28 protein-coding genes and 1 riboswitch are annotated in these 25,531 nt (G+C 52.6%); of the genes, 25 read left to right on the top strand and 3 right to left on the bottom strand.

Annotated elements, in window-relative coordinates; all coding sequences use genetic code 11:
- Positions 1-91: 91 nt before the first annotated feature.
- From FPZ45_RS23450 to FPZ45_RS23440, 3 genes are read left to right on the top strand one after another with little or no spacing between them, the layout of a single operon-like run.
- Complete coding sequence (locus tag FPZ45_RS23450) at positions 92-1,273, top strand: galactokinase (RefSeq protein WP_144707084.1); 1,182 nt, start codon at positions 92-94, stop codon at positions 1,271-1,273.
- Positions 1,274-1,276: 3 nt separating this feature from the next.
- On the top strand, positions 1,277-2,263 hold the full coding sequence (gene galE, locus FPZ45_RS23445) for a UDP-glucose 4-epimerase GalE (protein WP_144707083.1): 987 nt from the start codon (positions 1,277-1,279) through the stop codon (positions 2,261-2,263).
- A gap of 16 nt (positions 2,264-2,279) precedes the next feature.
- A complete protein-coding gene (locus tag FPZ45_RS23440; RefSeq protein WP_144707081.1) occupies positions 2,280-3,869 on the top strand; it encodes a UDP-glucose--hexose-1-phosphate uridylyltransferase in 1,590 nt (529 codons plus the stop codon).
- Positions 3,870-4,172: 303 nt separating this feature from the next.
- Here the strand turns inward: FPZ45_RS23440 and FPZ45_RS23430 are convergent, their stop codons facing one another.
- A complete protein-coding gene (locus FPZ45_RS23430) occupies positions 4,173-4,394 on the bottom strand; it encodes a DUF1128 domain-containing protein (RefSeq protein ID WP_144707077.1) in 222 nt (73 codons plus the stop codon).
- Positions 4,395-4,562: 168 nt separating this feature from the next.
- Here FPZ45_RS23430 and yyaC point away from each other — a divergent pair, with 168 nt between their 5' ends.
- From yyaC to FPZ45_RS23400, 6 genes are all read left to right on the top strand, one after another.
- Positions 4,563-5,105: a spore protease YyaC gene (gene yyaC, locus FPZ45_RS23425; protein ID WP_144707109.1), complete on the top strand. Its 543-nt coding sequence runs from the start codon at positions 4,563-4,565 to the stop codon at positions 5,103-5,105.
- Positions 5,098-5,910, top strand: coding sequence for an alpha/beta fold hydrolase (locus FPZ45_RS23420; protein ID WP_144707075.1), 813 nt, complete (start codon positions 5,098-5,100; stop codon positions 5,908-5,910). Before yyaC ends, FPZ45_RS23420 begins: the two co-directional genes overlap by 8 nt.
- Positions 5,903-6,565 carry a DUF6483 family protein gene (locus tag FPZ45_RS23415; RefSeq protein WP_144707073.1) on the top strand — a complete coding sequence of 221 codons (663 nt, stop codon included), beginning with the start codon at positions 5,903-5,905 and terminating at the stop codon, positions 6,563-6,565. The genes FPZ45_RS23420 and FPZ45_RS23415 overlap by 8 nt, the downstream gene beginning before the upstream one ends.
- Positions 6,562-7,740 (top strand): class I SAM-dependent methyltransferase, encoded by a 1,179-nt coding sequence (locus tag FPZ45_RS23410; RefSeq protein WP_144707071.1) that lies wholly within the window; start codon positions 6,562-6,564, stop codon positions 7,738-7,740. Before FPZ45_RS23415 ends, FPZ45_RS23410 begins: the two co-directional genes overlap by 4 nt.
- Before the next feature lie 98 nt (positions 7,741-7,838).
- Positions 7,839-9,560 carry a histidine kinase N-terminal 7TM domain-containing diguanylate cyclase gene (locus tag FPZ45_RS23405; protein ID WP_342780092.1) on the top strand — a complete coding sequence of 574 codons (1,722 nt, stop codon included), beginning with the start codon at positions 7,839-7,841 and terminating at the stop codon, positions 9,558-9,560.
- 65 nt (positions 9,561-9,625) lie between these two features.
- Positions 9,626-9,713, top strand: a riboswitch (cyclic di-GMP riboswitch).
- An 82-nt stretch (positions 9,714-9,795) separates the two neighbouring features.
- Positions 9,796-10,509 (top strand): PilZ domain-containing protein, encoded by a 714-nt coding sequence (locus tag FPZ45_RS23400; protein ID WP_144707069.1) that lies wholly within the window; start codon positions 9,796-9,798, stop codon positions 10,507-10,509.
- Between the two features lie 77 nt (positions 10,510-10,586).
- Here FPZ45_RS23400 and FPZ45_RS23395 read toward each other — a convergent pair whose 3' ends face one another.
- Positions 10,587-10,898, bottom strand: coding sequence for a dehydrogenase (locus tag FPZ45_RS23395; RefSeq protein WP_144707067.1), 312 nt, complete (start codon positions 10,896-10,898; stop codon positions 10,587-10,589).
- Between the two features lie 62 nt (positions 10,899-10,960).
- Complete coding sequence (locus FPZ45_RS23390) at positions 10,961-11,416, bottom strand: cupredoxin domain-containing protein (RefSeq protein WP_144707065.1); 456 nt, start codon at positions 11,414-11,416, stop codon at positions 10,961-10,963.
- 169 nt (positions 11,417-11,585) lie between these two features.
- Between FPZ45_RS23390 and uptA the strand changes: the two genes are divergently transcribed.
- The 16 genes from uptA (at position 11,586) to FPZ45_RS23320 (ending at position 25,529) form a co-directional block, all read left to right on the top strand.
- Positions 11,586-12,197, top strand: coding sequence for an undecaprenyl phosphate transporter UptA (gene uptA / locus FPZ45_RS23385; protein WP_144707063.1), 612 nt, complete (start codon positions 11,586-11,588; stop codon positions 12,195-12,197).
- A gap of 38 nt (positions 12,198-12,235) precedes the next feature.
- Positions 12,236-12,802 carry a thioredoxin family protein gene (locus tag FPZ45_RS23380; protein ID WP_144707061.1) on the top strand — a complete coding sequence of 189 codons (567 nt, stop codon included), beginning with the start codon at positions 12,236-12,238 and terminating at the stop codon, positions 12,800-12,802.
- A gap of 13 nt (positions 12,803-12,815) precedes the next feature.
- On the top strand, positions 12,816-13,442 hold the full coding sequence (locus FPZ45_RS23375) for an MBL fold metallo-hydrolase (protein WP_144707059.1): 627 nt from the start codon (positions 12,816-12,818) through the stop codon (positions 13,440-13,442).
- A 173-nt stretch (positions 13,443-13,615) separates the two neighbouring features.
- Positions 13,616-14,326, top strand: coding sequence for an SAF domain-containing protein (locus FPZ45_RS23370; protein ID WP_144707057.1), 711 nt, complete (start codon positions 13,616-13,618; stop codon positions 14,324-14,326).
- Positions 14,323-15,156, top strand: coding sequence for a CpaE/TadZ family protein (locus FPZ45_RS23365; RefSeq protein WP_144707055.1), 834 nt, complete (start codon positions 14,323-14,325; stop codon positions 15,154-15,156). Before FPZ45_RS23370 ends, FPZ45_RS23365 begins: the two co-directional genes overlap by 4 nt.
- On the top strand, positions 15,153-16,583 hold the full coding sequence (locus tag FPZ45_RS23360; RefSeq protein WP_144707053.1) for an ATPase, T2SS/T4P/T4SS family: 1,431 nt from the start codon (positions 15,153-15,155) through the stop codon (positions 16,581-16,583). The genes FPZ45_RS23365 and FPZ45_RS23360 overlap by 4 nt, the downstream gene beginning before the upstream one ends.
- Positions 16,574-17,509, top strand: a complete 936-nt coding sequence (locus FPZ45_RS23355) for a hypothetical protein (RefSeq protein WP_144707051.1) — start codon at positions 16,574-16,576, stop codon at positions 17,507-17,509. The genes FPZ45_RS23360 and FPZ45_RS23355 overlap by 10 nt, the downstream gene beginning before the upstream one ends.
- A gap of 12 nt (positions 17,510-17,521) precedes the next feature.
- Positions 17,522-18,415, top strand: a complete 894-nt coding sequence (locus FPZ45_RS23350) for a hypothetical protein (RefSeq protein WP_144707049.1) — start codon at positions 17,522-17,524, stop codon at positions 18,413-18,415.
- 15 nt (positions 18,416-18,430) lie between these two features.
- On the top strand, positions 18,431-18,580 hold the full coding sequence (locus FPZ45_RS25460) for a hypothetical protein (protein ID WP_186438534.1): 150 nt from the start codon (positions 18,431-18,433) through the stop codon (positions 18,578-18,580).
- A 19-nt stretch (positions 18,581-18,599) separates the two neighbouring features.
- Complete coding sequence (locus FPZ45_RS25455; protein ID WP_186438533.1) at positions 18,600-18,746, top strand: hypothetical protein; 147 nt, start codon at positions 18,600-18,602, stop codon at positions 18,744-18,746.
- The gene (locus FPZ45_RS23345) at positions 18,743-19,171 is read left to right on the top strand and encodes a hypothetical protein (RefSeq protein ID WP_144707047.1); all 429 of its coding nucleotides are present in this window, start codon (positions 18,743-18,745) and stop codon (positions 19,169-19,171) included. The genes FPZ45_RS25455 and FPZ45_RS23345 overlap by 4 nt, the downstream gene beginning before the upstream one ends.
- A gap of 23 nt (positions 19,172-19,194) precedes the next feature.
- Positions 19,195-19,677, top strand: coding sequence for a hypothetical protein (locus FPZ45_RS23340; RefSeq protein WP_144707045.1), 483 nt, complete (start codon positions 19,195-19,197; stop codon positions 19,675-19,677).
- Between the two features lie 661 nt (positions 19,678-20,338).
- Complete coding sequence (locus FPZ45_RS23335; protein WP_246120561.1) at positions 20,339-21,202, top strand: ABC transporter permease; 864 nt, start codon at positions 20,339-20,341, stop codon at positions 21,200-21,202.
- Between the two features lie 60 nt (positions 21,203-21,262).
- Entirely contained in the window at positions 21,263-22,129 is an 867-nt protein-coding gene (locus FPZ45_RS23330; protein ID WP_425457046.1) for a carbohydrate ABC transporter permease, read from the top strand.
- Between the two features lie 74 nt (positions 22,130-22,203).
- Positions 22,204-23,880: an extracellular solute-binding protein gene (locus FPZ45_RS23325; RefSeq protein ID WP_144707039.1), complete on the top strand. Its 1,677-nt coding sequence runs from the start codon at positions 22,204-22,206 to the stop codon at positions 23,878-23,880.
- 74 nt (positions 23,881-23,954) lie between these two features.
- The gene (locus FPZ45_RS23320; protein ID WP_246120558.1) at positions 23,955-25,529 is read left to right on the top strand and encodes a response regulator; all 1,575 of its coding nucleotides are present in this window, start codon (positions 23,955-23,957) and stop codon (positions 25,527-25,529) included.
- Positions 25,530-25,531: the final 2 nt, after the last annotated feature.

Raw genomic sequence — 25,531 nt, 5'->3', positions numbered from 1 at the left:
TACGAAAAGCATATCAAGCCATTACAAGGCTTGGTTTGTTTTCGTTATAATAAGGTCAAATACCGTTTATTCCAAGGAGAGAAGATTCCAGATGGCACAGCTTATAGAGTTGAAACAGCGGTTCGTTAAGCAATACGGTGGAACCGGGAGCGATATTTCCGTTTTTCAGGCTCCAGGCCGGGTGAATCTGATCGGAGAGCATACGGATTATAACGGCGGAGCGGTATTCCCCGCGGCTCTTACGTTCGGCACGACACTTCTCGTCGCTCCGCGCGAAGACCGGAAGTTGGGATTCGCTTCGACGAATTTTACGGAAACGTTCGAAATTCCGCTGGATAACGTCGCGTTCTCCGAGGGGGACGATTGGGCGAATTATCCGAAAGGCGTCGTATGGGAACTGAAACAAAGAGGAATCGATCTGAGCCGCGGGTATAACTTTCTGTACCATGGCGAAATTCCGAACGGTGCGGGTTTGTCCTCCTCCGCGTCCATTGAAGTCGTTACGGCATTTGCCCTTCTTACCTTGGAAGGAAAGCCCGTGGATACGGTGCAGATCGCGTTATGGTCGCAGCATGCGGAAAATGAATTCATCGGTGTCAAATGCGGCATTATGGATCAGTTCGCGGTCGCCAACGGGCGCAAAAACCACGCCATCCATTTAGATTGCGATTCTTTGAAATATGAGCTTGTTCCTTTCCGCTCGGGAGAATACAAGTTGGTTATCGGCAACACGAACAAACGCCGGGGTCTCGTGGATTCCAAATACAACGAGCGGCGTTCCGAATGCGAGCAAGCGGTTCGGGATCTCAAGGCCGCATACCCAGATCTTACTTTGCTCGGCCAACTGTCCTTGCAGCAGTTCGAAGAGAACGAAGGGCTTATCTCGGACGAAACGGTTCGTCGCCGCGCGCGTCACGTCGTGGAAGAGATCGATCGCGTCGAACGTTCCGTCGAAGTGCTGAAGAGCGACGATCTGGTCGCGTTCGGACAATTGATGAACGGATCCCATGATTCGCTGCGGGATCTGTACGAAGTTACCGGGGCCGAACTGGATGCGATGGTGGACGCAGCGCGTTCCGTACCGGGCGTTCTCGGTTCCCGCATGACAGGGGCCGGCTTCGGAGGGTGTACGGTGTCGCTCGTGCATGGGGATTCTGTCGAACGTTTCATCGAGGAAGTCGGAAGCAAATACGAATCGGCAACCGGATTAAAGCCGGCGTTCTATGTATGCGATATCGGCGACGGCGTCGGCGCGATTAAAGAGGAGGCGTAACTCATGGCGGTATTGGTTACGGGCGGTGCAGGTTATATCGGTTCTCACGCGGTAGCGGCACTGCTTGAAAAAGGCGAGCAGGTTGTCATCGTAGATAATCTATATCAAGGACATCGGGAAGCGTTGCTCGGAGGCAAGCTGTACGAGGGAGATCTGCGAGACGCGGATTTCCTGTCCAAGGTGTTTCAAGAAAACGAGATCGACGGCGTCATTCATTTCGCGGCGAACTCCCTTGTCGGCGAGAGCATGAAGGATCCGGGCAAGTACTATCATAACAACGTGTACGGAACGTTATGCCTGCTGGAAGAGATGAAGAAGGCGGGCGTGTCGCGCATCGTATTCTCCTCGACGGCGGCGACTTACGGCGAGCCGGAGCGGGTGCCGATCGACGAGTTCGACCGGACGGTGCCGACGAACGCTTACGGGGAAACGAAGCTGTCCATGGAGAAAATGATCCGTTGGTTCGACGTCGCCCACGGGATCAAATTCGTCTCTCTCCGTTACTTCAACGCGGCGGGAGCGCACGAATCCGGAAGCATAGGCGAAGACCACGCCCCGGAGACGCATCTGGTTCCGCTCGTGTTGCAGGTTGCGCTGGGACAGCGCGAACATATTTCCGTGTTCGGAGACGACTATTCGACGGAAGACGGGACTTGCATCCGCGATTACGTTCACGTCAGCGATTTGGCGGACGCTCACATTCTGGCCCTCGAGAAGCTTCGTCAAGGCGGGGAGAGCGCGGTATACAATCTCGGCAGCGGCAACGGCTACTCCGTGAAACAAGTGATCGACGTCTCCCGCGCGGTGACGGGACACCCGATTTCGGCGAAGATCGAACCTCGCCGGGCAGGAGATCCCGCCGTATTAATCGCGTCTTCGGAGCGCGCCCGCCGCGAGCTCGGATGGACGCCGCGCCGCGAGAAACTGGAAGACATCGTCAAGAGCGCTTGGGCGTGGCACAGCGCGAATCCGAACGGTTATCAGAAGTAACGGGAGGTTAGACAAGATGACAACGGCATCGTTCCCAACCTCCGGAACATCCGAACAATCGATTGCGGAGGCCATAGATCAATTGCTGGCGTTCGCGCTTCATAACGGGCTCATCGATGAGCTTGATTACGATGACTCGCGCAACGCTCTGCTCGACTTATACTCACTGAAAGAACCCGCCGAAGGGAATCGCCCGGCAGCGTGTGATCTCCCGGACAGCCCGGTTCCGCTGCTCGAGCCACTTCTCGACGCGGCCGTATCCGCCGGTCTAGTGCCGGACGACACGCTGACTTACCGGGATTTGTTCGATGCGAGAATCATGGGCGTTCTAATGCCGAGGCCGTCGGAAACGAACCGCCTTTTCGCCGAACTGGCAGAGAAGGGCGGCATCGCATCGGCGACGGATTGGTTCTATAAGCTGAATATCGATTCCAATTATATTCGCATGGATCGAATCAAGAAAAACGGGTACTGGAAACACCGCACTCCGGACGGAGAACTGGAAATCACAGTGAACCTGTCCAAACCCGAGAAAGATCCGAAGGAAATCGCGTTGCTCAGGTCGCTGCCACAGTCTCATTATCCAAATTGCCTGCTATGCAAAGAAAACGTCGGGTACGCGGGACGGCCGGATCATCCGGCAAGGCAGAACTTGAGGGTGCTGCCCGTTGCATTGCAAGGCGAAAAGTGGTTTTTCCAATACTCGCCTTACGTCTATTACAACGAGCACAGTATCGTTTTCCGCGGCGAACATGTCCCGATGAAAATCTCTCCGGCAACGTTCGCCCGTCTGCTCGATTTCGTCGAACGGTTTCCGCATTATTTCGTCGGGTCCAATGCCGATCTGCCGATCGTGGGCGGTTCGATTCTAAGCCACGACCATTTCCAGGCCGGGCGCCACGTCTTCCCGATGGAGACGGCTCAGGTGCTCGAATGGCTGGTTTGCGCGTCGGAACCGGAAGTTCGTTTCGGAATCGTGCAATGGCCAATGTCCGTGCTCCGCTTGCGTTCAGGCAATCGAGAGGCCCTCTTGAACGCGGCCGCCGATATTCTGGCCAAGTGGCGCGATTACAGCGATCTGTCGGCGGACATTGCCGCTTTCAGCGAGAAAGACGGCATAAGGATTGCGCATAATACGATCACGCCGATCGCGAGATTAAATAATGGAGAATACGAGCTGGATCTGGTGCTTCGGAACAACCGGACGAGCTCGGAGCATCCGGACGGTATTTTCCACCCTCACAAGGAGCTTCATCATATCAAAAAGGAAAATATCGGACTCATCGAAGTGATGGGGCTTGCGGTTTTACCGGGGCGGCTGCAGAACGAGATCGGCCAGATCGCCGATCTGCTCTCCGGACGATCTCAATACGACGAGGCGGCGCTTGCGTCCGCCGATCACCCGCTGCACATGCACGCCGACTGGATCGCGAAACTCGTCGACCTGTACGGCACGGACGGCTCCGACGAAGCAGTCCAATTGCTGTTGCAAGCGGAAGTCGGAGACATCTTTTACGCGGTGCTGCAGGATGCGGGCGTGTATAAGGCCGACTTGGAAGGCCGTGCGGCTTTCGGACGGTTCTTGTCGGCATCCGGGCTTGCGTGACGGATTTGAATTGAAATAGGAAAAAAGGCAGTTGAAGGGAAATCCCTTCGCTGCCTTTTCTCTTTGGGAACGTGATGCGAGAGCAAATCGCGTCAAAGTCGCTTTTTGCGACAATGGGAGCATGGTGCGCGAGCAGAACGCCGTCAAAGTCGCTTTTTGCGACAATGGGAGCATGGTGCGCGAGCAGAACGCCGCCAAAGTCGCTTTTTGCGACAATGAGAGCATGGTGCGAGAGCGAATCGCCGTCAAAGTCGCTTTATGCGACAATGAGGGCTGGAATGCGTTCGGTCATCGGCTTTTTGTCTACCCGCGCAATTTGCCAAGTTCGGACACGAGCGCTTCGACTTCGCTGATGCTGAACTTTTCTTTGGACTGAACCATATCGTAGATGTCTTTCAAGTCCTCATATTTATCGACCTTGAAGCTCGACGCTTGCATCGCCGATCCGGTTGCCATGCGGAGCTTCGTTTTAATTGTCTCGATCATATATTCCACGTTTTGCTGCGTCGGTTGGGTCAAGTCCATCGTATAACTTCCTCTCCTGCGGAATTAAACTGTTGTTATTGTACCACAGGGAGAAGCGCTCCGCTTGAAAACAAAACCGTCTGAGGTGGAATTCCGCTACCGGGAGTGGTAACCTGAGAGAAACGGGCATGCCGGAACTTAGCGAAAGAATAGGAGAGAACCGGATTGATGATCGACCGATTGCCGCAACAGGCGGAGAGGGTGGACGCCGCGGGACTAGAGGTTTTCTTGAGCCGAATTTTCGATACGCTGGCGATGGAAAAGATTACGTTTCTTTGCATCGGAACCGACCGGTCGACGGGAGATAGCCTGGGACCGTTGGTCGGAACGCTGCTGGAGGAACGGGGCGTCGGCCGCGTGATCGGTACGTTGCAAAATCCGTGCGACGCGAATCGATTGCCGCAGCTCATCCCGACGTTGCCGGAATTGGGGGCCGTTCTGGCCATCGATGCGTGTCTGGGCAAGCCTGAGAACGTAGGAACGTTTCTCGTGAGACACGGGCCGCTTATCCCGGCGCAATCGGTTGGCCGGGGATTTGGTGACGTCGGCGCCTACAGCATTGCGGGAGTCGTTAACGCGAACAGCTTAAAGCCTTATTGGACGTTGCAATCGACCTCGCTCTATCGCGTCATGGGCATGGCGGAAGAAATCGCGGGCGCAATTGTCCGGCAACGGCGCACACCGATCGAAAGGATGAAAGGGCATGAATAAAAAACAACTATCTACGGGATTGACCCTAGCATACAAGGAAGCCGGACAAGGAGAACCGATCGTGCTGCTCCATGGTTATTGCGGCAGCAGCGGCTATTGGGATGAACTGATGCCGTTGCTGGCGGTACATGGCAGAGTCATCGCCCCGGATGCGAGAGGACACGGAGCGTCTTCCGCCGCCGAAGGGGACGGCGTTTATTCCATGGAAGCGATGGCGGATGACGTCGCCTCTTTGTTGGACGAACTGGGCTTGAAAAAAGCGAGTCTCTTCGGTCATTCCATGGGAGGATACGCGGGACTTGCCTTTGCCGAGAAATATCCGGAGCGCCTGCAAGCGCTTGGGCTCATTCATTCAACCGCCTATCCGGATACCGAACAGGCCAAAGAAAATCGTTTGAAGGCGGCGGAAGCGATCCGTTCCCGAGGAGTCGCCGAGTTCGTCGACGGATTGGTGCCCAAGCTGTTCGCTCCCGAACATCGCGAGAGCAAGCGAGAACTGGTCGACAAAGCGAAGGAAATCGGCTGCGGCACTTCGCTCAGCGGAGCGGCAGGCTGCGCCTTGGGGATGAGAGAGAGACCTGATCGCATACCGGTCCTGGAACGGTTGGGCGTTCCCGTGCTCCTGCTTGCGGGAGAGTCCGATGAAGTCATTCCTCCGGAGAAGAGGTTCCCGGTCGCTAAAGACAACGTAACCCAAGTCACGCTAGCCGGCGTCGGCCATATGGGAATGATGGAAAATCCGCGGGCGATGGCGGAGAGCATAGGCGCCTTTCTGGAACGGAATCGGGGTGCCGAACGTGTTTGAACGGGACTATCTCATTCGCCTGCTGGCGCAAGCCGGGCTCGCGCTGGGCAAGGCGATGGGGCTGCGTCAGCAGCAGAAGCACAAGGAAGCGCTCGACCTGATCGATGAATTTCTCGGCAGGGAGTTGCGATTGCGTTCCCGACTCGCGTTGGGCCTCACCGATGAGGATTTATTAAACATGCTGTCGGTCACGGGTACTCCGAACGCGGAATCCGTAGCCGTAGTCGCCGCATTCCTGCAACAGGAAGCGGATTTGTTGTCCGATCTTGGACGAACGGAGGAGAGCTTGCCCAGATATGCGAAAGCTTTGCGGCTGAATTTGTATATTCTCCGCAACCGGATGGAGATCGAAGGCTGGGACGTGCGCCCTCGCATCGATGAAATCTTGGCGGCGTTAGCTCCTTACGAGCATGACGCGGAAACGAAGAAGGCGCTGTGGTTGTGGCACGAATCGGAAGGCAGGCTGGCGGAAGCGGAAGATTTGCTCTATGAGCTGCAAGAAGAGAATGCCGTCACCGCAGCGGAGGGCGAAGATTTCTATGACAGGCTGTCCAAGCTGGACGACTCTGCGCTTGAAGAGGGAGATCTGTCGCGGGACGAACTGGAAGAAGGCCGGCGGCAGTGGGCGGCGTTAACGAAGGAGAATGCATCATGAGCGTAAAGACAACGAGAGAGGAATGGCTGGCGTACCTTGAACGCATCGCGTCTGGAAACAGCCTCGCGCAGGCTTCTTTCAGCATCCCTCGCCGCAAGGACGAGGAGACGGCGCGCAAGCTAAGCGTCCGGCCGATCAAGCTGAAGAGCGGATTATTTTATCAATTCGAACGGCATTTGAACAATAAAGTATTTCATGAGAACGTCGCAGCCGAACAGTTGCCGGAAAAACTGGCCGACGCGATGAATAGCTACAAGCAGGCCTTGTTCAAAACCGCCGACGCCGACGTGCAGGTTCTCGCGAACAAGAAAGGCGAGCTGACGATGATTTCCCGCGCGAAAACGGTAAAAGAAGAGGCTGTCCCACGGGAGCATAACCGCAGCAAGCAATACGTACTTCCGGAAGGGGAGCCTGTGCCGTTCTTGGCGGCGCTTGGCGTGATGACGGTCGAGGGCAAAGTCGTGAAAGCCAAGTACGATAAATTCCGCCAAATCAATCGTTTTCTCGAGATGGTCGCCGACGTCGTATCCGAATTGCCGCGTGACAGAACGCTGAGAATCGTCGATTTCGGCTGCGGCAAATCGTATCTGACTTTTGCGTTGTACCATTTTCTCGCGATTAAAGAGGGGCTGCCCGTACGGATTATCGGACTCGATCTGAAGAAAGACGTCATCGAGGCTTGCTCGAAGCTGGCTTCCGAGCTGGAATGGGACAACCTGTCGTTCTCCGTAGGAGACATCGCGGATTACGAAGACCGTTCCCCGATCGATATGGTCGTTACGCTGCACGCTTGCGATACCGCGACGGATGCGGCGCTGCTCAAAGCGATCGGCTGGGAAGCGAGCGTCATCTTGTCCGTTCCTTGCTGCCAGCACGAGCTGTTTCGGCAGATTTCTCAGCCCATCCTTCAGCCGCTGTTGAAGCATGGAATCCTGAAGGAACGTTTATCCGCGCTCGTCACCGACGCGATTCGCGCCAACCTGCTAGAGCTCGCCGGATATCGCACGCAACTGCTGGAGTTTATCGATCTGGAGCATACGCCCAAAAACATTTTAATCCGCGCGGTTAAAAGCCGTAAATCGGACCACGCGCAGCTAAAAGCCGAGTATGAGCAGTTCAGAGACTTTCTTTCCGTGTCTCCCTATATGGATAAAAACATGAACTCTTGCGTCTAAAGTCTCAAAAAACAAGATATCAAGTCTCTAAAAACTTCATAAAAACAGAAGAAATAAAGTCTTTCGACGGATATGCGGTTGTCGTTAAAAGCGGCGATATGGTAGAATCAAACATGCCCGGCCGCAATTTAATACTAAAGTCCTTTTGTGAAAAGGTGAATGCCTTGGGTATCCATTGGACAGATTTATACCTATTTATCATGCTATTTATCTTATTCGTTAGCGTAATCGCTGTGAATAGGATAACGATGACACATAAAGTGTATTTGGCTTTTCATTTTATCATGATGTTATGGCCGCTCGGGCACTTCGCCATCAAGCTGACGGATTTTCCGGACGTCCAACTCTTTTTCATCAATTTATCGTTCGTGGCGCTGGGAATGTTAGGCCCGGGATGGCTGTTCTTTGTGTTTTTCCTTACGAATAGATCCATTCAATTAAAATGGAGCCGCATCGCGTTATACATATCGCCGGCCGTCTTATGCGTGGCAGCCGCTCTCTGGAACCCCGACAGATTGTTCATGTCTTCGGTCCGGGACAATTACATGGATCGATTGTACGGCCCCTTGTTCTGGGTGCTCGTCCTGGTACAGTTCGCCTATTTGTTCATCGCCATGATGAACATGTTCCATGCGCTTAAAACGGTCAATTCCGTTAATCAGAAGAAGCAGCTTGCAACCGCTTTAATCGGCATGTTCGTGCTGACGGGATTCGGCTTACTTGACGTGCTCGTTAACGTACTGCTGTCAGAGTGGATACCGATCATTCCCGGGTTGCTCTCCTCGGGTATTCTTCTCTCGGATCTATGTTTCGTGTTCGCGATCTATCGGTACGGGGTATTCGATATTCTCAGCATGGCGCAGAGAGATATTATCGAGCATATGACGACGGGAGTAATTGTCGTAGATGAGAACGATAAAGTACTAGAGGTCAATAGAGGGGCTACTCCGCTCGTTCAAGTGACGAAGGGCGATACATTCGAGATGGAGAAGTTTCTGGCCCCGCTGCAGGTGCAGGGCGAAGTGTACGAATTCTTGTACCGTTATAATCATCATCCATACGAGAGGCTGCAGATGGAATTCTCCTTGCAGGAAAATTCAGGCCGCCATGTTTCCATTCAGATTTCTCCCGTGCTGGACAATCGCAGAACGCTGCTCGGAAGAATCATCACGTTCCACGACGTTAGTGAATTGCGAAAGCTTGTCGTGGAGATGAATCGAAAGAACGAAGCGTTGCACGAACGCAACCTGGAACTGATCAGCATTCAGGAGGAACTGTTCCGCGTCAATCAGAAGCTTGAGCAGATGGCGGTCACGGACGGGCTCACCGGATGCTACAATCGGAGATACTTGATGCAGCAGCTCGAGCATGAAGTGCTGCTGAATATGAGATACCAGATTCCTTTCGCGATATTCCTGTTCGATATCGATCATTTCAAACAGATCAACGATAAATACGGACACTTGGTCGGCGACGAGGTGATTCGGAGCACGGCCAACATCGTTCGCTCCATGCTAAGAAGAACGGACATCCTGGCCAGGTATGGCGGAGAAGAGTTCACGGTTTACTTGCCGCATACGAATCGGGAGCAGTCGGAGCTATTAGCGGAGAAGATCATGCTCGCCGTAGGAGAAAACCTGGTCGATGCGGGTTTGGACAAAGTCCATATCACGATCAGTATGGGCGTATTGTCGGAATCTAGCGAAAACTTGAAAATCAACGATCCGAAAGAGTATTTAAGAGAAGTGTTCGCGAGCGCGGACTCCGCGCTCTACAAGGCGAAGAACGGCGGACGGAACCGCGTGGTCATGGCACGCTGACGAAGCGTTCCCGCTACAAAAATGGGTTACTGTGATGGCGAATTATGGTACAATCTTTCCGATGGATTAGCAATGGGCAAACTTGCTGAAAAGCAAGGACGCAAAGCTAAAGGGTCTAAGGTCCTTCTGGACGATGACAGCCTGGCTGCCGATAGTCCGTAGTGGGATCATCAGGCGAATCAGGCTGCTCTTAGGAGTAAGCCTGTTTTTTTATAAAGAAAGGTGGTTTGGCGTGATGACTCAAGCTAACGACAATCATTCAGTATTGTCCGAACTGGAAAAGGATTTACTTCCGTTAAACGTGTTGCTGCATTGCCGAACCGTCGTAGAAGGCAAAAATTTCGTGTCCACCGGAGTGATGACGCACGTCGAAGGCGAGCTCTTCGAAGTCGAACTTCACGAGTTCGATCAGTTCGATCTAGGCGAGACGGCCAAGCTGACCGTATATTCTCCGGCCGGTATACAGACGATCTCTTCCGTCGTATTCGCGAAATACGAAGGAGCCATCGCGTTGCTGCAACCGCCGGATCTGCATAAACGCTTCAAGGAGAGACGGGAACACCCGCGGGTTGAGATCGAAGGCACCGCGCAGATCGTGAGCATACTGACCGGACCCGCCGAGAAGGCGGGCGAGGAAAGTCTACCGGAAATGCAAATCCACGATATCAGCATATCCGGAATCAGTTTCTCCGGACAGGATGCTCCCTTTTTCGCGACGAAGTCGCGGCTCAAGGCTAAAGTGAACATCGGATTTTCGTTTGAATGCGAGTTTGACATCGTGAGGCGCGATCGCCATGAGGGTCTGCTCCATTGCGGCGCCAAAATGCATGTGCTTGAGCCGGAAATGCTTCGTCCGCTTCGGGCTTTGATTCTGCGCCAGCAGGTTCAGAAAAATGCGAAAAACCGCGAAAATCTGATGAAGAAACGCGCGGAAAAAGGAAATGCATAAGTTAGGCTAACATAAAGCGGTATACAAAAACCGGTTGCTCGTAAGATTTACGCGCAACCGGTTTTTTTTGCATGCGTTCAACCTCCGAATGCGGCGCGAAACGCCCGTTGCAACTGCTCCCTGTCGACTTCCCATAATTCGGCGATGTCTGCGCTGACTTCCTCGTCCCACCAATCGGCAAGCAATCTGCGGTTGCTTTTGTTTTCCGCGATCCAGATCAGATTTCCTATGACCCGTTTGAAGTATAACTCTTCGGCTTGCCGAACGAGCGGAGCGGGGATATGGCGTCTCAATCTTTTGACGGTCCGATACAGTTCGTTGGAGCATGCCCGGCGAATGCCGCGGGGCGTGGGCAGCGGAGAAGCGTGCTTCTCCGGGAATTTGTTCATTAAGGTCACCCGATCTCTTTTTCAATACCCTATGCATAGAAAAAGAGAGTGGTCACTTCGGGCTACTGAATGACCAGGTAACCGACCATCGGACCGCCGGATTTCGAATCGGTGTGCGTCTGGCAGACGATGGTGTAAATTCCGGCTTCCTTGGGCGTGAAGCGGACGACGGCCGTTTTGCCTTTATGAATCTTGCCGGAGACGTTCAGCCCTTCGATCACGAATGGATGGGATTGGCCGTTAATTCCGGTAATGCGCAACTCGACGGGAACATTTTTCTTGGCGACGACGGTACCCGGATAGAACAAATACGTCTCGAGATTTTTCCCGTTATCGGCCTTTGCCGTGAATTCCCCGGTCGTAAGCAGTAGGACTTGCTTTTCCTGCCCGTCTGCCGCCGGAGCCATTGCGGGTCTGGATTGTTGCCAGCCGATGTAGGCGCCGGCGAGGATGACGATCGCCGCGATGACCGCGTACAACTGAATTTTCTTTCGGTTCAGGATCACGATTTTACTCATTCCGCTCTCTCCTCTTCAACTTTGTCCACCTACCGCAGTCTATGCATAGGCCCGTCCGGTCATGACAAGCCTGCATCGATTTCCGGCAAACTTCGTATAACTGGAAGGAGGCACGGGCTCTATGCTAGAATAGAGACGGTTAATAAGGGGAGAAAGCAGGTAACATGCGATGATGGATACGTTGCACGATTGGCTCGCCCAGATTCTGGCATGGATTGAAAGTCTAGGATTCTGGGGCATTATTATCGGTCTAGCGATCGAAGTCATACCTAGCGAGATCGTGTTGGGTTTCGCGGGCTATTTGGTCTATAAGGGAACGGTTTCCTTCGAAGTCGCCGTTATATGTGGTGTGATCGGTGCCATTTTGCAGCAATGGCTGCTCTATGCGATCGGCCGTTACGGGGGCAGGCCTTTTCTGGACAAGTTCGGAAAATTTCTGCACTTGAAGTCCAAGCATATCGATATCGCGGAAAAATGGTTCGACAAGTACGGCCCGATGATCGTGTTTACGGGAAGATTCGTGCCGGTCATGCGTCAGGTCGTATCCATTCCGGCAGGGATGGCGAGGATGAATCTGTGGAAGTTTACGTGGCTGACGGTATTGGCATCCATCCCATGGTCGATTCTATTCGTGTGGCTGGGCCGATCTTTGGGGGATAACTGGGAGGACATCAAAGGCGAAGCCTCCAAGTACGTTCAACCGATCATTCTAATCGCGATTGCCGTCCTGGTCGTCTTTTTCCTGGTTCAATATTTGCGCAAACGGGGCAAAACCATCTAAAATAAACATGAGTACGCTACGAGAGAGGGGATATCCGCATGAGTCAATTGATCGCAAGTAAGCTGCATAAAGGGCTGACGCCGCAGCAGTTCGTAGAGGCCATGACCAAGAACCAAGACAAGTTCCAATCCTGGTACGATCGCTTCCAATGGAACGATGCCGAGCTTGAGGAATTCTACGAATCGTTGAACAACCGCGACGATCTGCGCTGCCTGATTATCGCCGCGGATTGGTGCGGAGACGTCGTCCGCAACGTTCCCGTCGTGTTCAAAGCGATGGACAAAGCGGGGATTCCGACGGAAGTTTTGATTATGGAAGAACATCTCGATCTGATGGACCAGCATCTGACGATGGGGGGCCGCGCGATTCCGGTCGTATTGTTCACGGATACCGGAGGGCATCTGCTCGGCAAATGGGGCGCCCGTCCGAAATACGTCCAAGAAGTCATGAATGCTTTCAAAGCGGAGAACCCGGATCGCGAAGCGCCGGATTATCAAGAGAAAATCGCGGTTGCTAGACAAGAGATGATGCGCCGGTATGGCGAAGATACCGAGTATCAAACGGTTATCTTGCAAGAGATGCGCGAGATTTTATCCGGTGTGTGAGGTAGGGTAAAGGATGCTGACATTTCAAAGATTTGCGCTGGGAGCTTTGCAGACGAACGCATATGTCGTCGTTAACGCGGACAGAACGAGTGCCGTGGTCATCGACCCGGGAACGGCGGACGGCGCGCTGATGCGCAAGCTCGACGGCTTGAAGGTCGAGGCGATTCTGCTTACTCACGCTCACTTCGATCATATCGGAGGGGTAGATCACTTGCGCCGGAAATACGGCTGCCCCGTCTATTTGCATTCCGCCGAGAAAGACTGGCTGACCGATGCGGGCAAGAACGGTTCGGCGCGTTGGGCTGACGTGACTCCGCCGATTACGACGGACCTTCCGGATCATGAACTGGCCGACGGGCAGGAGTTGACGTTCGTCGGAGAGACTTTTCTGGTGAAGCATACACCCGGACATTCGCCGGGGAGCGTAAGCTTCCTGGTCGGGGATCTGCTGTTCGCCGGAGACGCTTTATTCCGCAGGTCGATCGGGCGCACGGATCTTCCGGGAGGCAGCCAGGATCAGCTTAGCCGATCGATTAGGGAGAAGCTCTATTCGTTGCCGGACGAAGTGCTCGTGCTTCCAGGTCACGGGCCGGAAACGACGATCGGAGAAGAACGGCGCGAAAATCCCTACGTCAGGTAAAATGCAAATGCCGTCGATGCCTGTAAAAAAAAGGCTTTACATAAAGCGAGCCTTTTGCTATATTGAGCCTACTAGCAAGTCTATATGATTGATAACTTACGCTGCGAAGAACGCAAGCGATAGAGGGTACCCTCTATCCTTGCGTTTTTTTATTACCGAAAAGAGGTGCGGATATGAACAGAAGAAGGCAGGCGGCCATCAGTTTGACGGCGGCCGTGTTATCGGGAATGCTGGTGTACGCCGTGTATTTGCTGCAGGTACGGCAGATCGAAATGCAGGAGATGTCCGAGGTCGTCGTGCCCAAGAAATTTATCTCCACAGGGACGAAACTGGAAGCGGCGCATTTGACGACGGCCTTCTTGCCTCGTTCCGCGATCACGCCGGAGATGATCACGAGCGTGTCGGAAGCGATCGGGATGGAGACTTCGATACCGCTTGGAAGCAATGAACCGCTGCTTCGTTGGAAAGTGGATAAATACCGTCTGCTCCCAGGCAAGGGGCAATCTACGTTCCAGATTCCCCGGGAATACGTGAAGTCGATCTCCAACGGCATCCGGGCGGGCGATGAAGTCGTCGTGTACTTGTCGGACGAAGCGACGCTATCCCGCAAGCTTTTCCCGGATGCGATCCGGGTCGCGGGAGTCAAGACGGCGGCTAATCTGGAGATCGACAATCCGAAAAATCCGAATCTGCTTTCCATGGCCAATGACGACAAGGAAAGCATGTACGCATCAAGGCGGGATGCGAATGGGACGATTGACGCGATCAATTTGAATCTGACCGACGCGCAATGGCTCGAGCTCGATACCGCTTGCAAGGGAGGGACGGCCAAGCTGATTATCGCGTTCCAAGCTTCGTCGATCCAAGAGGAGGAATATCGATGACGGGAATGTTAGCCGCTTTCGCGGGTTCGACGCCGAATATCGGCACTTCGCTGACGGCGTTCGGTACCGGGTATCGCATCGCTTCGCTAACGGGACGTAAAGTTGGATTTCTATGCCTGAATTTGAAAAGCGCGAAGACGCATCTGTATTTGGGAATCGATAAGCCGGACGTGACCTTGGACGGGGTCAGACCGGAACTGCGGGCGGGCACGATGACGGGGGACAAGCTCCGACAATACGCTTTTCAATCCCCGAAGCTGGGAGGGATGCATGTTCTTTTCGGCAATATGTCCAGGGAGCAGGCGGAATATTACGAACCCGAAGATATGCGCAAGCTGCTCGCGGCTGCCCGGGAAGCGTTCGATCTGACGATCGCGGATGTCAGCGCTTATTGGGATAATGCCGCTACGATATGCGCGATGCGGGAGGCGGACGATCGGTTTTTGATCACGACCGAGCATTTAAGTCATTTTCAAGAAGATGTCCATCGCTGGACCGGGCAAGTCGGATCGCAATTCGGGATGAAGCCGGAACAATTTCAATTGGTCTTGCTGCAAGGCCATCATCGAATGGGGGGATATCGGGTGAAGGAAATTCGCAAGGAAACCGGTTGTACCGAATTTGCGGAGCTCCGCTTGCTGGAAAGCGTTCATCTTCAACTGGACAGCGGGAGATTGGATGAATGGCTTGCGGCGGAAGAAAAGAACGCGGCGGCATTCGACGCGGTGGCTAAGCCGCTGCTCAGTCGGCTGAATTGGGCGCAGAGGCTGCAGAAGACGGACAGACCTTGGATGCGCCGGCTGATGATGCATCGCAGGAGGGGCGTATGACGGCAGATCGTTCCGGGAAGAAGTTCTCGCCTGCCGCTTATGCGGCGGATATGCAAGCGGATGTTTCTGTTACGACATCCGTTGCGACTGAGGATAGTGCCGATGGGATAAACCGGCTGCGGGCATATACCGAAGAAGTCAGGCAGATGCTGTCGACGCCGAGGGGATGGAGCGAAGAAGAGCGGAGGAAATACGCGGAGAAGCTGAACCGCGCCATTATCGGATTTCCGCAGGAAAGGGCGGAGATGCTCGCGATCATTTCGGATTGGATTATTCGCAAACGGCTGCAGCACGTTTCCTTCGGCAACCTGCCGTATGGAACTCTCGCGGAAGCGCTGTTCGCGGAAGTGATCGGCATGAACGTGCTCGAGCTGGTCCTTCGCGATCGGGAGGGACTTGAGGAAGTTCAGGTTGTCGGAACCCGCATATTCGAAGTACGGGACGGCAAGGCCGCGATTTCTTCATACCGGTTCCAGGAAGTAAGCCAGGTGGAAAGGATTCAGCAAAATCTGGTGCTGTTCAATAACGACAGAATCAATCCCCGCAAGAGGTGGGCAGAGGTGCTTCTGCTCGACGGTTCTCGAGTAACGTTGACGGGGTTCGGGTTTACCGCCCAGCCGACGCTGACGATCCGATTGTATACGGTGAAACGGTTTAACCTCGAAACACTTTGCAGGCCGGAGTTCGAAACGATGGACAACCGGGTGCGCGAGCTGCTTCTCGTAATCGTCAGAAGCCGCTTTAATATGGTGGTCATCGGAGCGACGAATACCGGGAAAACCCATCTGATCAAGGCGCTGATCGCAGCTATGCCGGATGAGGAGAGGCTCGTGACGATCGAGGGCCGGTTCGAACTGATGCTGGGCAGGGACTTCCCGAACAAGAACGTCGTGGAGTACGAAGCGGAAGAGGATGATCCGCTGCACGGCCCCAGGCAGGCTTTTAAGCTGGCGTTAAGGCAATCGCCGCAACGGATATGCCATGCGGAGATTCGTGACGAGGATGCGAATATATATGTTCGGGCTTGCACGCGCGGCCATGAAGGGAGCATTACATCCGTGCACGCCAGCGGGCTGGAAGACGTGCCGGATACGATAACGGATATGTGCATGCTCGACGGGCGGGGGATGAATCCGGCATCTTTGATTCGACGCATCACGGAGCACGTGACCCATATCGGATTCGAAATGCGCATGATCGGCGGAGTACGGAAGCTGGCTAGGGTGGGCGAATTCGAATGGCACAACGGAGTCGTCAAGATCAGGGATTTGGTTCGTTACGAAGAAACGAGCGGTCGGTGGACGTTCCCTGAGCCGTTCTCGGAGAAAGCGTTGCGAAGAATTTCCCGAGTCGACCCGGAGAGTTATCGCCTGCTTATGGGAATGGGAACGTATGGAGATTCGGGGAGCGCGGAATCATGTCGATGATATGGATAGCATCACTGATCGGGGTTCTCTTTCTAATGCTGTTCGTTAGTGTCCGATACGGATTGTCGGCGTGGTGGGACGGCCAGTCGCGGAAGCGGCGCTTAAAAACTTACAAAGTGGAAAAGCGGAATCGGGACGAAACGCCGAAATGGGCGCGCATTGGCAAATCTTATCAGCATGTGTCCGATCTGCTGCTCGCATTAGGGTGGCGGCTAAGTCCGTCCGGCTTTGCGGCATGTTCATTGGCGCTGGGGCTGCTTGGTATCGCGACGGGCACGCTCGTTTTTCAAACATTCCGATCCGCGGTCATTTTATTGTTTATGTTGAGCTGCTTGCCTTATGTGCTGCTGCGCATGTCGCTAATGAACCGGCAAATGGCGACAAGGCTGGAATTTCTGCCTGCGGTTGAATTGTTCTATCAAAGTTATCTCGTAACCGGATGCCGACATATCCGCATTGCCCTGCAGAAAGCGGTGGAAGAACGACGTCTACCTGGAGAAGTGCAAGCCGTATTCGAGCAGTTGTATCGGAACCTGTCTGTAAAAGGAGACGATGAGGGGAGTTTGCGCCGCTTCTCTTTGTCGTTCGGGAGCATGTGGGCCGAATATTTCTCCAACATTCTGAAGGTCGCGCTAGAGGAGGGGAATAATGTCTCGGACAATCTCAAAGAATTGATCTCCGATATGCGCAAAGCTCAATTGGCCAACCAGGTCGAGCGCCACCGGCTGCTCGAAATCCGCATGGCCAACTATACTCCGGTATTGTTCCTGGGGTTGTTCATGGGCGTAAACTTCCGATTGAATCCCGCGGGCAGCTATCAATATTATCTGCTGGATCCGGGAGGAAGGGGCATGCTGCTGAACGCAGTCGTCCTGCTTTTCGGCTCGTTCATGATGGGGCTTTACTTGTCCAGAAAAAAACTGTAGGGGGGGGGCTTTATGTCGGAGTACATGAAGACGCTGATGATCGGGTTAAGCTGGCTTTTTCAATTCGCTCTCCTCTTTGCAGTTTTGTTTATGATCTTAAGACTGGTTTTCGCTCCCCGTACACGGTGGCGAATCCATCTCCGGGGATGGCGAACTCGGCAGCCTCCCCGCTGGTGGTTCAGACTATGGGGCACCGATAAGGAGAGCGTCGCCTTGCAAGAAAGGAGAATGCTGCTTGCCGGGTGCGGCATACGCTATTCCGCCGAAATGTACTTGGCCGTTCGAAGGTGCCTGATGTCCGTTCTTCCGGCAGCTTGTGCAATCGTATACGCGCTGCAAGATCAGGGGATTCTTCCGCGGATTCCAAGCTGGAATATCATGATCGGTTTTGCGATCGTGATTACGGTCGTATCGCTGGACCGATCTTGGCTCCGCTCCTTGCGCAGATACCGTACCGATCGAATACGGCGCGAGATCGTGGCCGTGATCAGCCAATTGCTGTATTACGCGGGTTCCAGACTGCACCTTCACGGAAAGCTGATGAAATGTTTGTCGTTAACGCGGCATATTCGAGGCGAGATGTCACTTCTTCTGAACGAGTGGTACCATGACGCCGACGCGGCGCTGAGGCGGTTCAAGGAACGGCTTGGAACGGAAGAAGCTTACGGCTTTGCCGAGAGCATCCGTTCCTTGCGGTTGAACGAAAGCGACGAAATCTACGATCTGATGAGGGAGATCGTGAGAGATTATAAGTCGCAGATCGAACTGGCCAAAGAAAGCCGCAAGGAGACGACTTCCTATTTGCTGTTCGTGCTCGCGGGATTTCCTATTTTATATACTTTTCAAATCTTTCTTTATCCCTGGGTCCAAGAGGCGGCCAAGCTGTTCGATGCTTTAAATCCATAGGAAGGAGGTTTCGGAATGAGAAATATTCTGATCACCGTCATGATGCTGATCGTCGTCGCTTTTTTGTTTAATTCGATTATTGCGCAAGACAATACGGGAACGCGCGCACGTATTGAGTCGCATGGAGATACGGCGAATACGACGCTGGGAAATCTTCAGCCGTAAAGAAAGGGGAAGAGAAGACGTGAGACAGTTGCTCATGACGATGCTGCTGGTATTAACCGTCGTGTTGCTATACTCATCGATAGTCCAAGGCGACGAAGGAACGAAAGCGCGAATTACCGCGTCGGGCGACCGAATGGCCGATCAGATTTCCCGGATCAGCCCGTGAAGCAGCTTCTTGTATTTGTTTTGTTCGCCGCGCTGTTCTGCTGGCTGATGTTCTCTCCTATCTATAAGCACGTGCTCGTCATTCGCCAAGCGTTGTTGCAGCAGGAGGCGGATTACATGTTGGAAATCGGGGCAAGCGGACGGTACGGCTATGTCGACGGCGGGATGGTGCAGGAATCGCGGATTCGTCTGTCGCAATACGGTTTTAACGAAGCGTATCTTGAGTACGATATCAACTCCACATCGGGAGCCGAAAGCAACAATCCGGCAGCCCCATTGCCGAGAGGGACGGGACTGCGTTTGCGAATTTCGTATCCGTATGAAAACCTGCTGGACATCGATCGGCTGATCGGACTGAACTCACCATCGGCGAATGCGCGCATATCCGGGGGAGGCATGAAAATGAGCGAATATGTCCCCGATTAGCGAGACGAGGAGTAGGCACAGTTATGGGTAAACTTGTATTCAGCGTCTTAATGATCGTCATCTGGTGGATGCTCCATGCCCTTCAGATGGATGAAGAGGTAGCGATGCAGACAGTTCACGAGGCCAAGCGAGCGGTCGACCGCGCGGCGCACGCGGCTGCTCAGCAGGTCGATAGAGATAAGCTGGAGATGGGTATTATCTCGATTGATCCCGCGTTGGCGGAGGTGGCGACGTTATCCTATTTGCGGAACAACCTTTCGTTGGATACACAACTCGCCCCTCTGCCTGGCAGCTTCCTTAGAGATCAGGTGGAGGTTAAGGCGTTTGCAATCATCAACGAAGATGAATCGTTTCCTTATACATACCGCAATCCTCTTTACGACTATGAGGTAACACTTCGTCGGCCGGGCGTCGTCTTGATCGCCCATGTGAAATATCCGCGTCTCTTTGGCGTGATCGCCCCCGTTGAATGGGACTTGAAGGGGAGCGCGGAGCTGGTGTATTAGTGGGCTGGTTCTGGCTGGATTTGAAAAACGATCGTGTGCGTCATGGACGCTCACGGTCGTTATTTTTTGATCAATCAGAAAGTATAAGTTTTGCATGTCCCTATTCCCTATTACCTATCTGATTGCTCCGTATACCAACGTCAAAGGACGGCGAAGCCGGTTTACTTGGCCATCGGGTTGAGTAGTGGTGAAAAACATCATACTTCTTCCTTAAGGGGTGTTGGTGGGGTGCAAGTACGATGAAAAACATCGCTAAGAGGAGTGAGCCGCTACTTTTTGTTCGCCTCCGGGTTGATTAGTGGTGAAAAACATCGTACTTCTGCCTTGAGGGGTGTTGGTGGGGTGCAAGTACGATGAAAAACATCGCTATAGGGAGCGCACCCCACTCGAAAGGACCGTCAGGGCGAACTCCCCTGACGGTTTTTCTTGCAACCTCTTTTCGGTAAAAATATATCGTATGCCAATCTGTGAAAAGTATCATTTTTAGTTGATTGCTCCCGTAGTAAAAGCGCTTTCAATCCGTTATGATCTGACTAAATGAATGTCAGTCGGAGGGGGATCGCGTTTGTCGAAAATTATCGCAAACAACAATATCGTACCGAAACAACGCACTCGAACCGGCGCTATTACTTATTTTTTTAGACAATGGGAACTCCAGCTTATGGTGATTCCCGCGATTTTCTTCATTTTCATTTTCAGCTATGTTCCGATGTACGGCACGTTGATGGCATTCCAAAACTACAATATTTTCAAGGGCTTTTGGCAGAGTCCATGGACTGGATTTGATCACTTTCAACTCTTCTTTCACTCCCGCGATTTCTGGCCGGTTATGCGGAATACGCTGGTGATCAGCATTCTCAAGCTGGCCATCGGTTTTCCTGCCCCGATCCTGCTCGCTTTGATGCTGAACGAAGTACGGAAAATGATGTTCAAACGGGTAGTCCAAACGATTACTTACTTGCCGCACTTTATGTCATGGGTTATCGTGGCGGGCTTTACGATCTCGATTCTCTCAACCGATAACGGCAGCTTCAATATTTTGCTTCATAAGCTGAACATCATCGACGAGCCGGTCAACTGGCTGTCGACTTCGGAATATTTTTGGACCATTCTCGTGAGCGCGAACGTTTGGAAGGATATCGGATTCTCCTCGATCATATACCTGGCAGCCATTGCCGGAGTCAACCAGGATATGTACGAAGCGGCCGCGATCGACGGCGCCAGTCGGTTGAAACAAATGTTTCTGATCACGCTTCCGTCGATATTGCCAGTTATCATCATCTTCATGATCTTGGCCATCGGCAACCTGCTTAACGCCGGATTCGAAGACATTTTGCTGCTTGCCACGAACCCGGCTCTCCGAGACGTGTCCGACGTACTCGATACCTACGTCTATCGGATGGGCATTCAGACTTCCCGCTTCTCCTACGCGACGGCTGTCGGCCTGTTCAAAGCGGTGATCAGCGTCACGCTGCTCACCATTGCGAATCTGCTAGCCCGCAGGAGCGGAAACAGCTTATGGTAATCCATGCGCACAAGAAAGCGGGGGCTGTAGATGCGTTACTACACATTCGGTGACCGTGTAATGTCCATAACGATTTATTGTCTGCTCACTCTGCTGGCGTTCACGACATTCTATCCGTTCTGGAATGCGCTAGTCATCTCGTTTAATAACGGCTTGGACACATCGCTTGGCGGCATCACGTTCTGGCCAAGAAAGTTTACGCTTGAAAATTATGGCATCGTGTTTCAGGACAAACGGCTTTTGAACGGCTTTATGGTTGCGTTGCTCAGAACGGCCGTCGGGACTGTAATATCTATTCTTTGTACAGCTATTTTCGCTTACGGCATGACGAAACGCGAGCTGGTCGGACGGAAATTTTATATGGTGGTCGGCATCGTTACGTTGTACTTCAACGGAGGCTTGATCCCCTATTATCTGCTTATTAAAGATCTCGGTTTGCGCGACACCTTTTGGGTGATGGTGATTCCCGGTGCCATCAGCGTCTGGAATATGATCATCTTCCGCACCTTCTTCATGGGACTACCCGCAGGTTTGGACGAGTCGGCCAAAATCGACGGCTGCGGCCACTGGGGCACGTTTTTCCGGATCGTACTGCCGCTCTCCGGTCCGGTTATCGCGACTCTGTCGCTGTTCACCGCCGTTTACCATTGGAATGACTGGTTTACCCCCGGTATTTTCATTACCAAACAGAACCTGCTTCCCATTCAGACGATGCTGAAGCAGATTCTGAATTCCAATATCATGACCGAGCAAATGGCCCAGCTTGATTCCGCGGCACAAGGAGTGGTGAGCCGAATGAGAAGCGTCACGACGAAATCGCTCTCCATGGCCACGATGATGGTGGCTACGTTGCCAATCGTTATGGTGTATCCATTCGTGCAGAAGTATTTCGTCAAAGGCGTATTGGTCGGCTCTCTGAAAGAGTAGAACAAAGCTTGGTGTTAGAGGTTTTCGAGCCTTTACACATATATCAATTACGTAAAAGAGAGGGGAATGGAAGCATGAAGAAGCTGCTTTTGACCTCGGTCGTAGCAGTCATGGTGAGTGCAACGGCACTGGCCGGCTGTTCATCTAACAAGAATGCGAATTCGGGCTCGGACGGTGGTGCATCGGGAACACCTGTCAACACTGCAAGTGCATCAGACAACAAAGCTGCTGCAGGAAACATTTTCGAACTGGGATCCAAACCGTTGGAATTCACCTTCTACGGCAACTACGATTGGTATACGATGCCGAATTGGGGAGATGATCTGGCTACCCAGTGGATCAAGGAAAATAAAAAGGTGAACGTCATTCCGGTTCAGTCGGGTGGCGACGCGAAGACGAAATTCAACACCATGATCGTCTCCAGTGACCTCCCTGACGTGATATGGATGGATCGCGGACCGGACGTGGAGAAGCTGCGTGCAGCCGATTTACTGGTGCCGTTCGACGATTATTTGGATAAGTACCCGAACCTGAAAACCTGGTTGGGCGATGCCGGCATCAATATGCTTCGTTCCGAAGACGGCAAGCTATACCAGTTCCCGAACTGGTATACGAACCAGCCGAACGGCAACTCAGGTTATGTCGTGAACAAGAAAATTTACGAAGAGCTGGGCTCGCCTTCATTGGAAACGACCGACGATTTGTACAACTATCTGAAGCGTGTAAAAGAGAAATATCCGAAGGTCGTTCCGTTCGAATCCGGTCTTGCTAAAGACGGAGCAGCGCTCGACGTACTCTATTCAGCTTTTGGCGAAGACCATCTGGCCACTTTCGTCGCGATTCGCGGCGTTCCTCAAGACGGCAAGCTGACCTCGATCTTCACAGATCCGGTATTCCGCGAGTCGACGCAATACGCAAGCAGGCTGTACCGCGAAAAGTTGATGACGCAGGACGCTTTGACCCAAACGAGAGATCAGTACAAAGAGAAAGTGTTGAATGGCCAAGTTGCCGTATTCGCAGACTCTAGCCCGACTGAATTCGGTGATATCGGAACCGTGACGCTGAAAGCAAAAGATCCGTCAGCCGGTTATATTATGGTATGGCCGATTCACAAACCAGGCTTGGACAAAAACAAAATTTGGCCGGGCACTTATGGCCAGCTCGGTTGGAACGTAAGTGTCATCACGAAGTCCGCCAAAGATCCGGAAGCTGTTTTCGCATTTCTTGATTGGTTCACTGGGCCTGAAGGCCAACGGACCATCTTCTGGGGACCTCCTGGACTTTACCAAGATGGCGCGAATGAAGACGGATTCGCCAAGTTCACGGAAAAGTATGTTACAGATCATGAAAACCGTGACAAGTTGATGAGCATTACGAACAACTTCCAATGGAACGGAAACACCGTTTACATCGATAAGTCTAAAGCGGCGTTTGAAGCGTCGTTGCCGGAAGAGAGCAAAAACTGGGCAACGAAATGGCAAGCGGAGATTACGTGGAAAACGCAGGCAAACGCGACGGAATACGTTAACCTGCTGCCGGCTCCGGACAGCGAGGAAGGTATTATCTGGACGCAACTAGATGATATGTTCAAACAAGTACGCGCGAAAGCGTTGATGGCGAAGAGCGATGCGGAAGTCCTGTCCATTCTGGATAAGGCGGAATCTGACGCACAGGCAATGGGTTATGAGAAGCTGCAAACCTTCATGACCACCAAATGGCAGGAAAACGTGAAGAAAATGAAAGGCAACTAAATCCTTATTTTCCATTAAGGGAGCAAAGGGTATACTTAACGTATACCTTTTGCTCTACTCTATTATCGGGGGTGATGAATATCTACAAGGTATTGATTGCCGATGACGAGAGACTGGATCTCGAAGGCATGCGCCGGTTTGTGCCCTGGCAGGATCTGGGGCTCGAAGTCGTGGGCGCCGTGAACAGCGGCTTTGCCGCGTTAGACGTCATGGAGAGGGAGAAAGTAGATATTCTGGTGACTGACGTCCAAATGCCGAATATGACCGGACTTGAACTTGCCGGCAAGGCTAGGGATCGCTGGGCGGAGCTTGAGGTTATTTTTGTAAGCGGTTACCAAGACTTTCAATATGCCAAACAGGCGATCTCTATGAATGCCGCCAGCTATATCTTGAAACCGATGGATGATCGCGAGCTGATCGATTCCTTGCGGAAGATTACGAAGGAATTGGATCAGAAACGGACGCGGCGAGACAAGGAAGCTGCCTACCGGCAAATGGTTCCGATGGTCAAAAACGAACTGCTGCTACAATTGCTGGAAGGATCGTATACGAATGGCACACTTGAAGTGCTTAGCGATCAATACGGTCTTGCAGAAATTAAATGGCCTGCCCAAGTCGCCGTACTAGAGACTGACGATTTGTCGTGGAAATTCAGCCCCGGTACAGATAAAGATAAGTCCTCGCTGCTAAGCGAATATTCTGTTGATATCGTCCATTATACCGAAGAGCGGAATATTCCTTTCATAATGAGAATTGCCAAGCACCGCTGGGCACTCATTCTGAGCCAAGCTGTCCCGTCGAACTTATTGGAAGAGTTGATATCTTACACCAAAGAACGATATCCATTCAGCATTACGATCGGCTTGGGAGACTCGGCAGAAGAAGCAGAGAACGTCCAAGAATCGTATGCCCAAGCTCTGCAAGCGCTGGACTGCAAGATGTTCCAAGGCAAAGGGAAAGTGATCGACTTTCGGGACGTACGTTTCGCAGAAACGGAGCAAACAGAAAATCTCAATGTTCAATTGGACATTTTGTTCGAAGCGATGGCAGGTTATGAGCTGGTTAGAATTCACGATGAGATCGACGGGTTGTTCCGGCTAGGCGTCAATCTCAAGTCGAAGTGGACGGTTCATAATTTCGCGATGTATATTATTTTGAAATTGGAAGAAAATTTGCGGAAGCAGAACGAAGACTTATTCAAACTTACGGGTATGGAGTTCAAGAACCTGGATATCATTCAGCAATTCGAGACGGTGGACGATATCCGTTCATGGTTTCTGCTTCGAACCTATGAAATATCGGAAACGCTTTACCGTAAAAAGCAGAACAAGAACTGGAAGCTTATTCACGAAGTCGTCGCTTTTATCCAGAAACGAATCTGCGAATCGATTACAATGCGTGAAGTAGCGGAGCATTTCAATTTCTCTCCGAACTACCTGGGTCATCTGCTCAAAAAAGAAACGGGAAAAGGCTTTGCCGAATACGTTATCTCGCTGCGGATGGAAACAGCCGCTCAACTGTTGCGGGATACCAAACTCAAAATATATGAAGTAGCCGAGCAAGTCGGTTACCGCTATATGCCGTATTTCAGCAAACAGTTCCGAGAGACTTTCGGCATGACGCCGGTCGAGTACAAAAGGAGACATTAACT

The sequence above is a fragment of the Cohnella terricola genome, from assembly GCF_007786475.1.
Taxonomy (GTDB): domain Bacteria; phylum Bacillota; class Bacilli; order Paenibacillales; family Paenibacillaceae; genus Cohnella; species Cohnella terricola.
The sequence above is the reverse complement of the archived record's forward strand: the minus strand, read 5'-3'. Positions and strand labels throughout refer to the sequence as shown.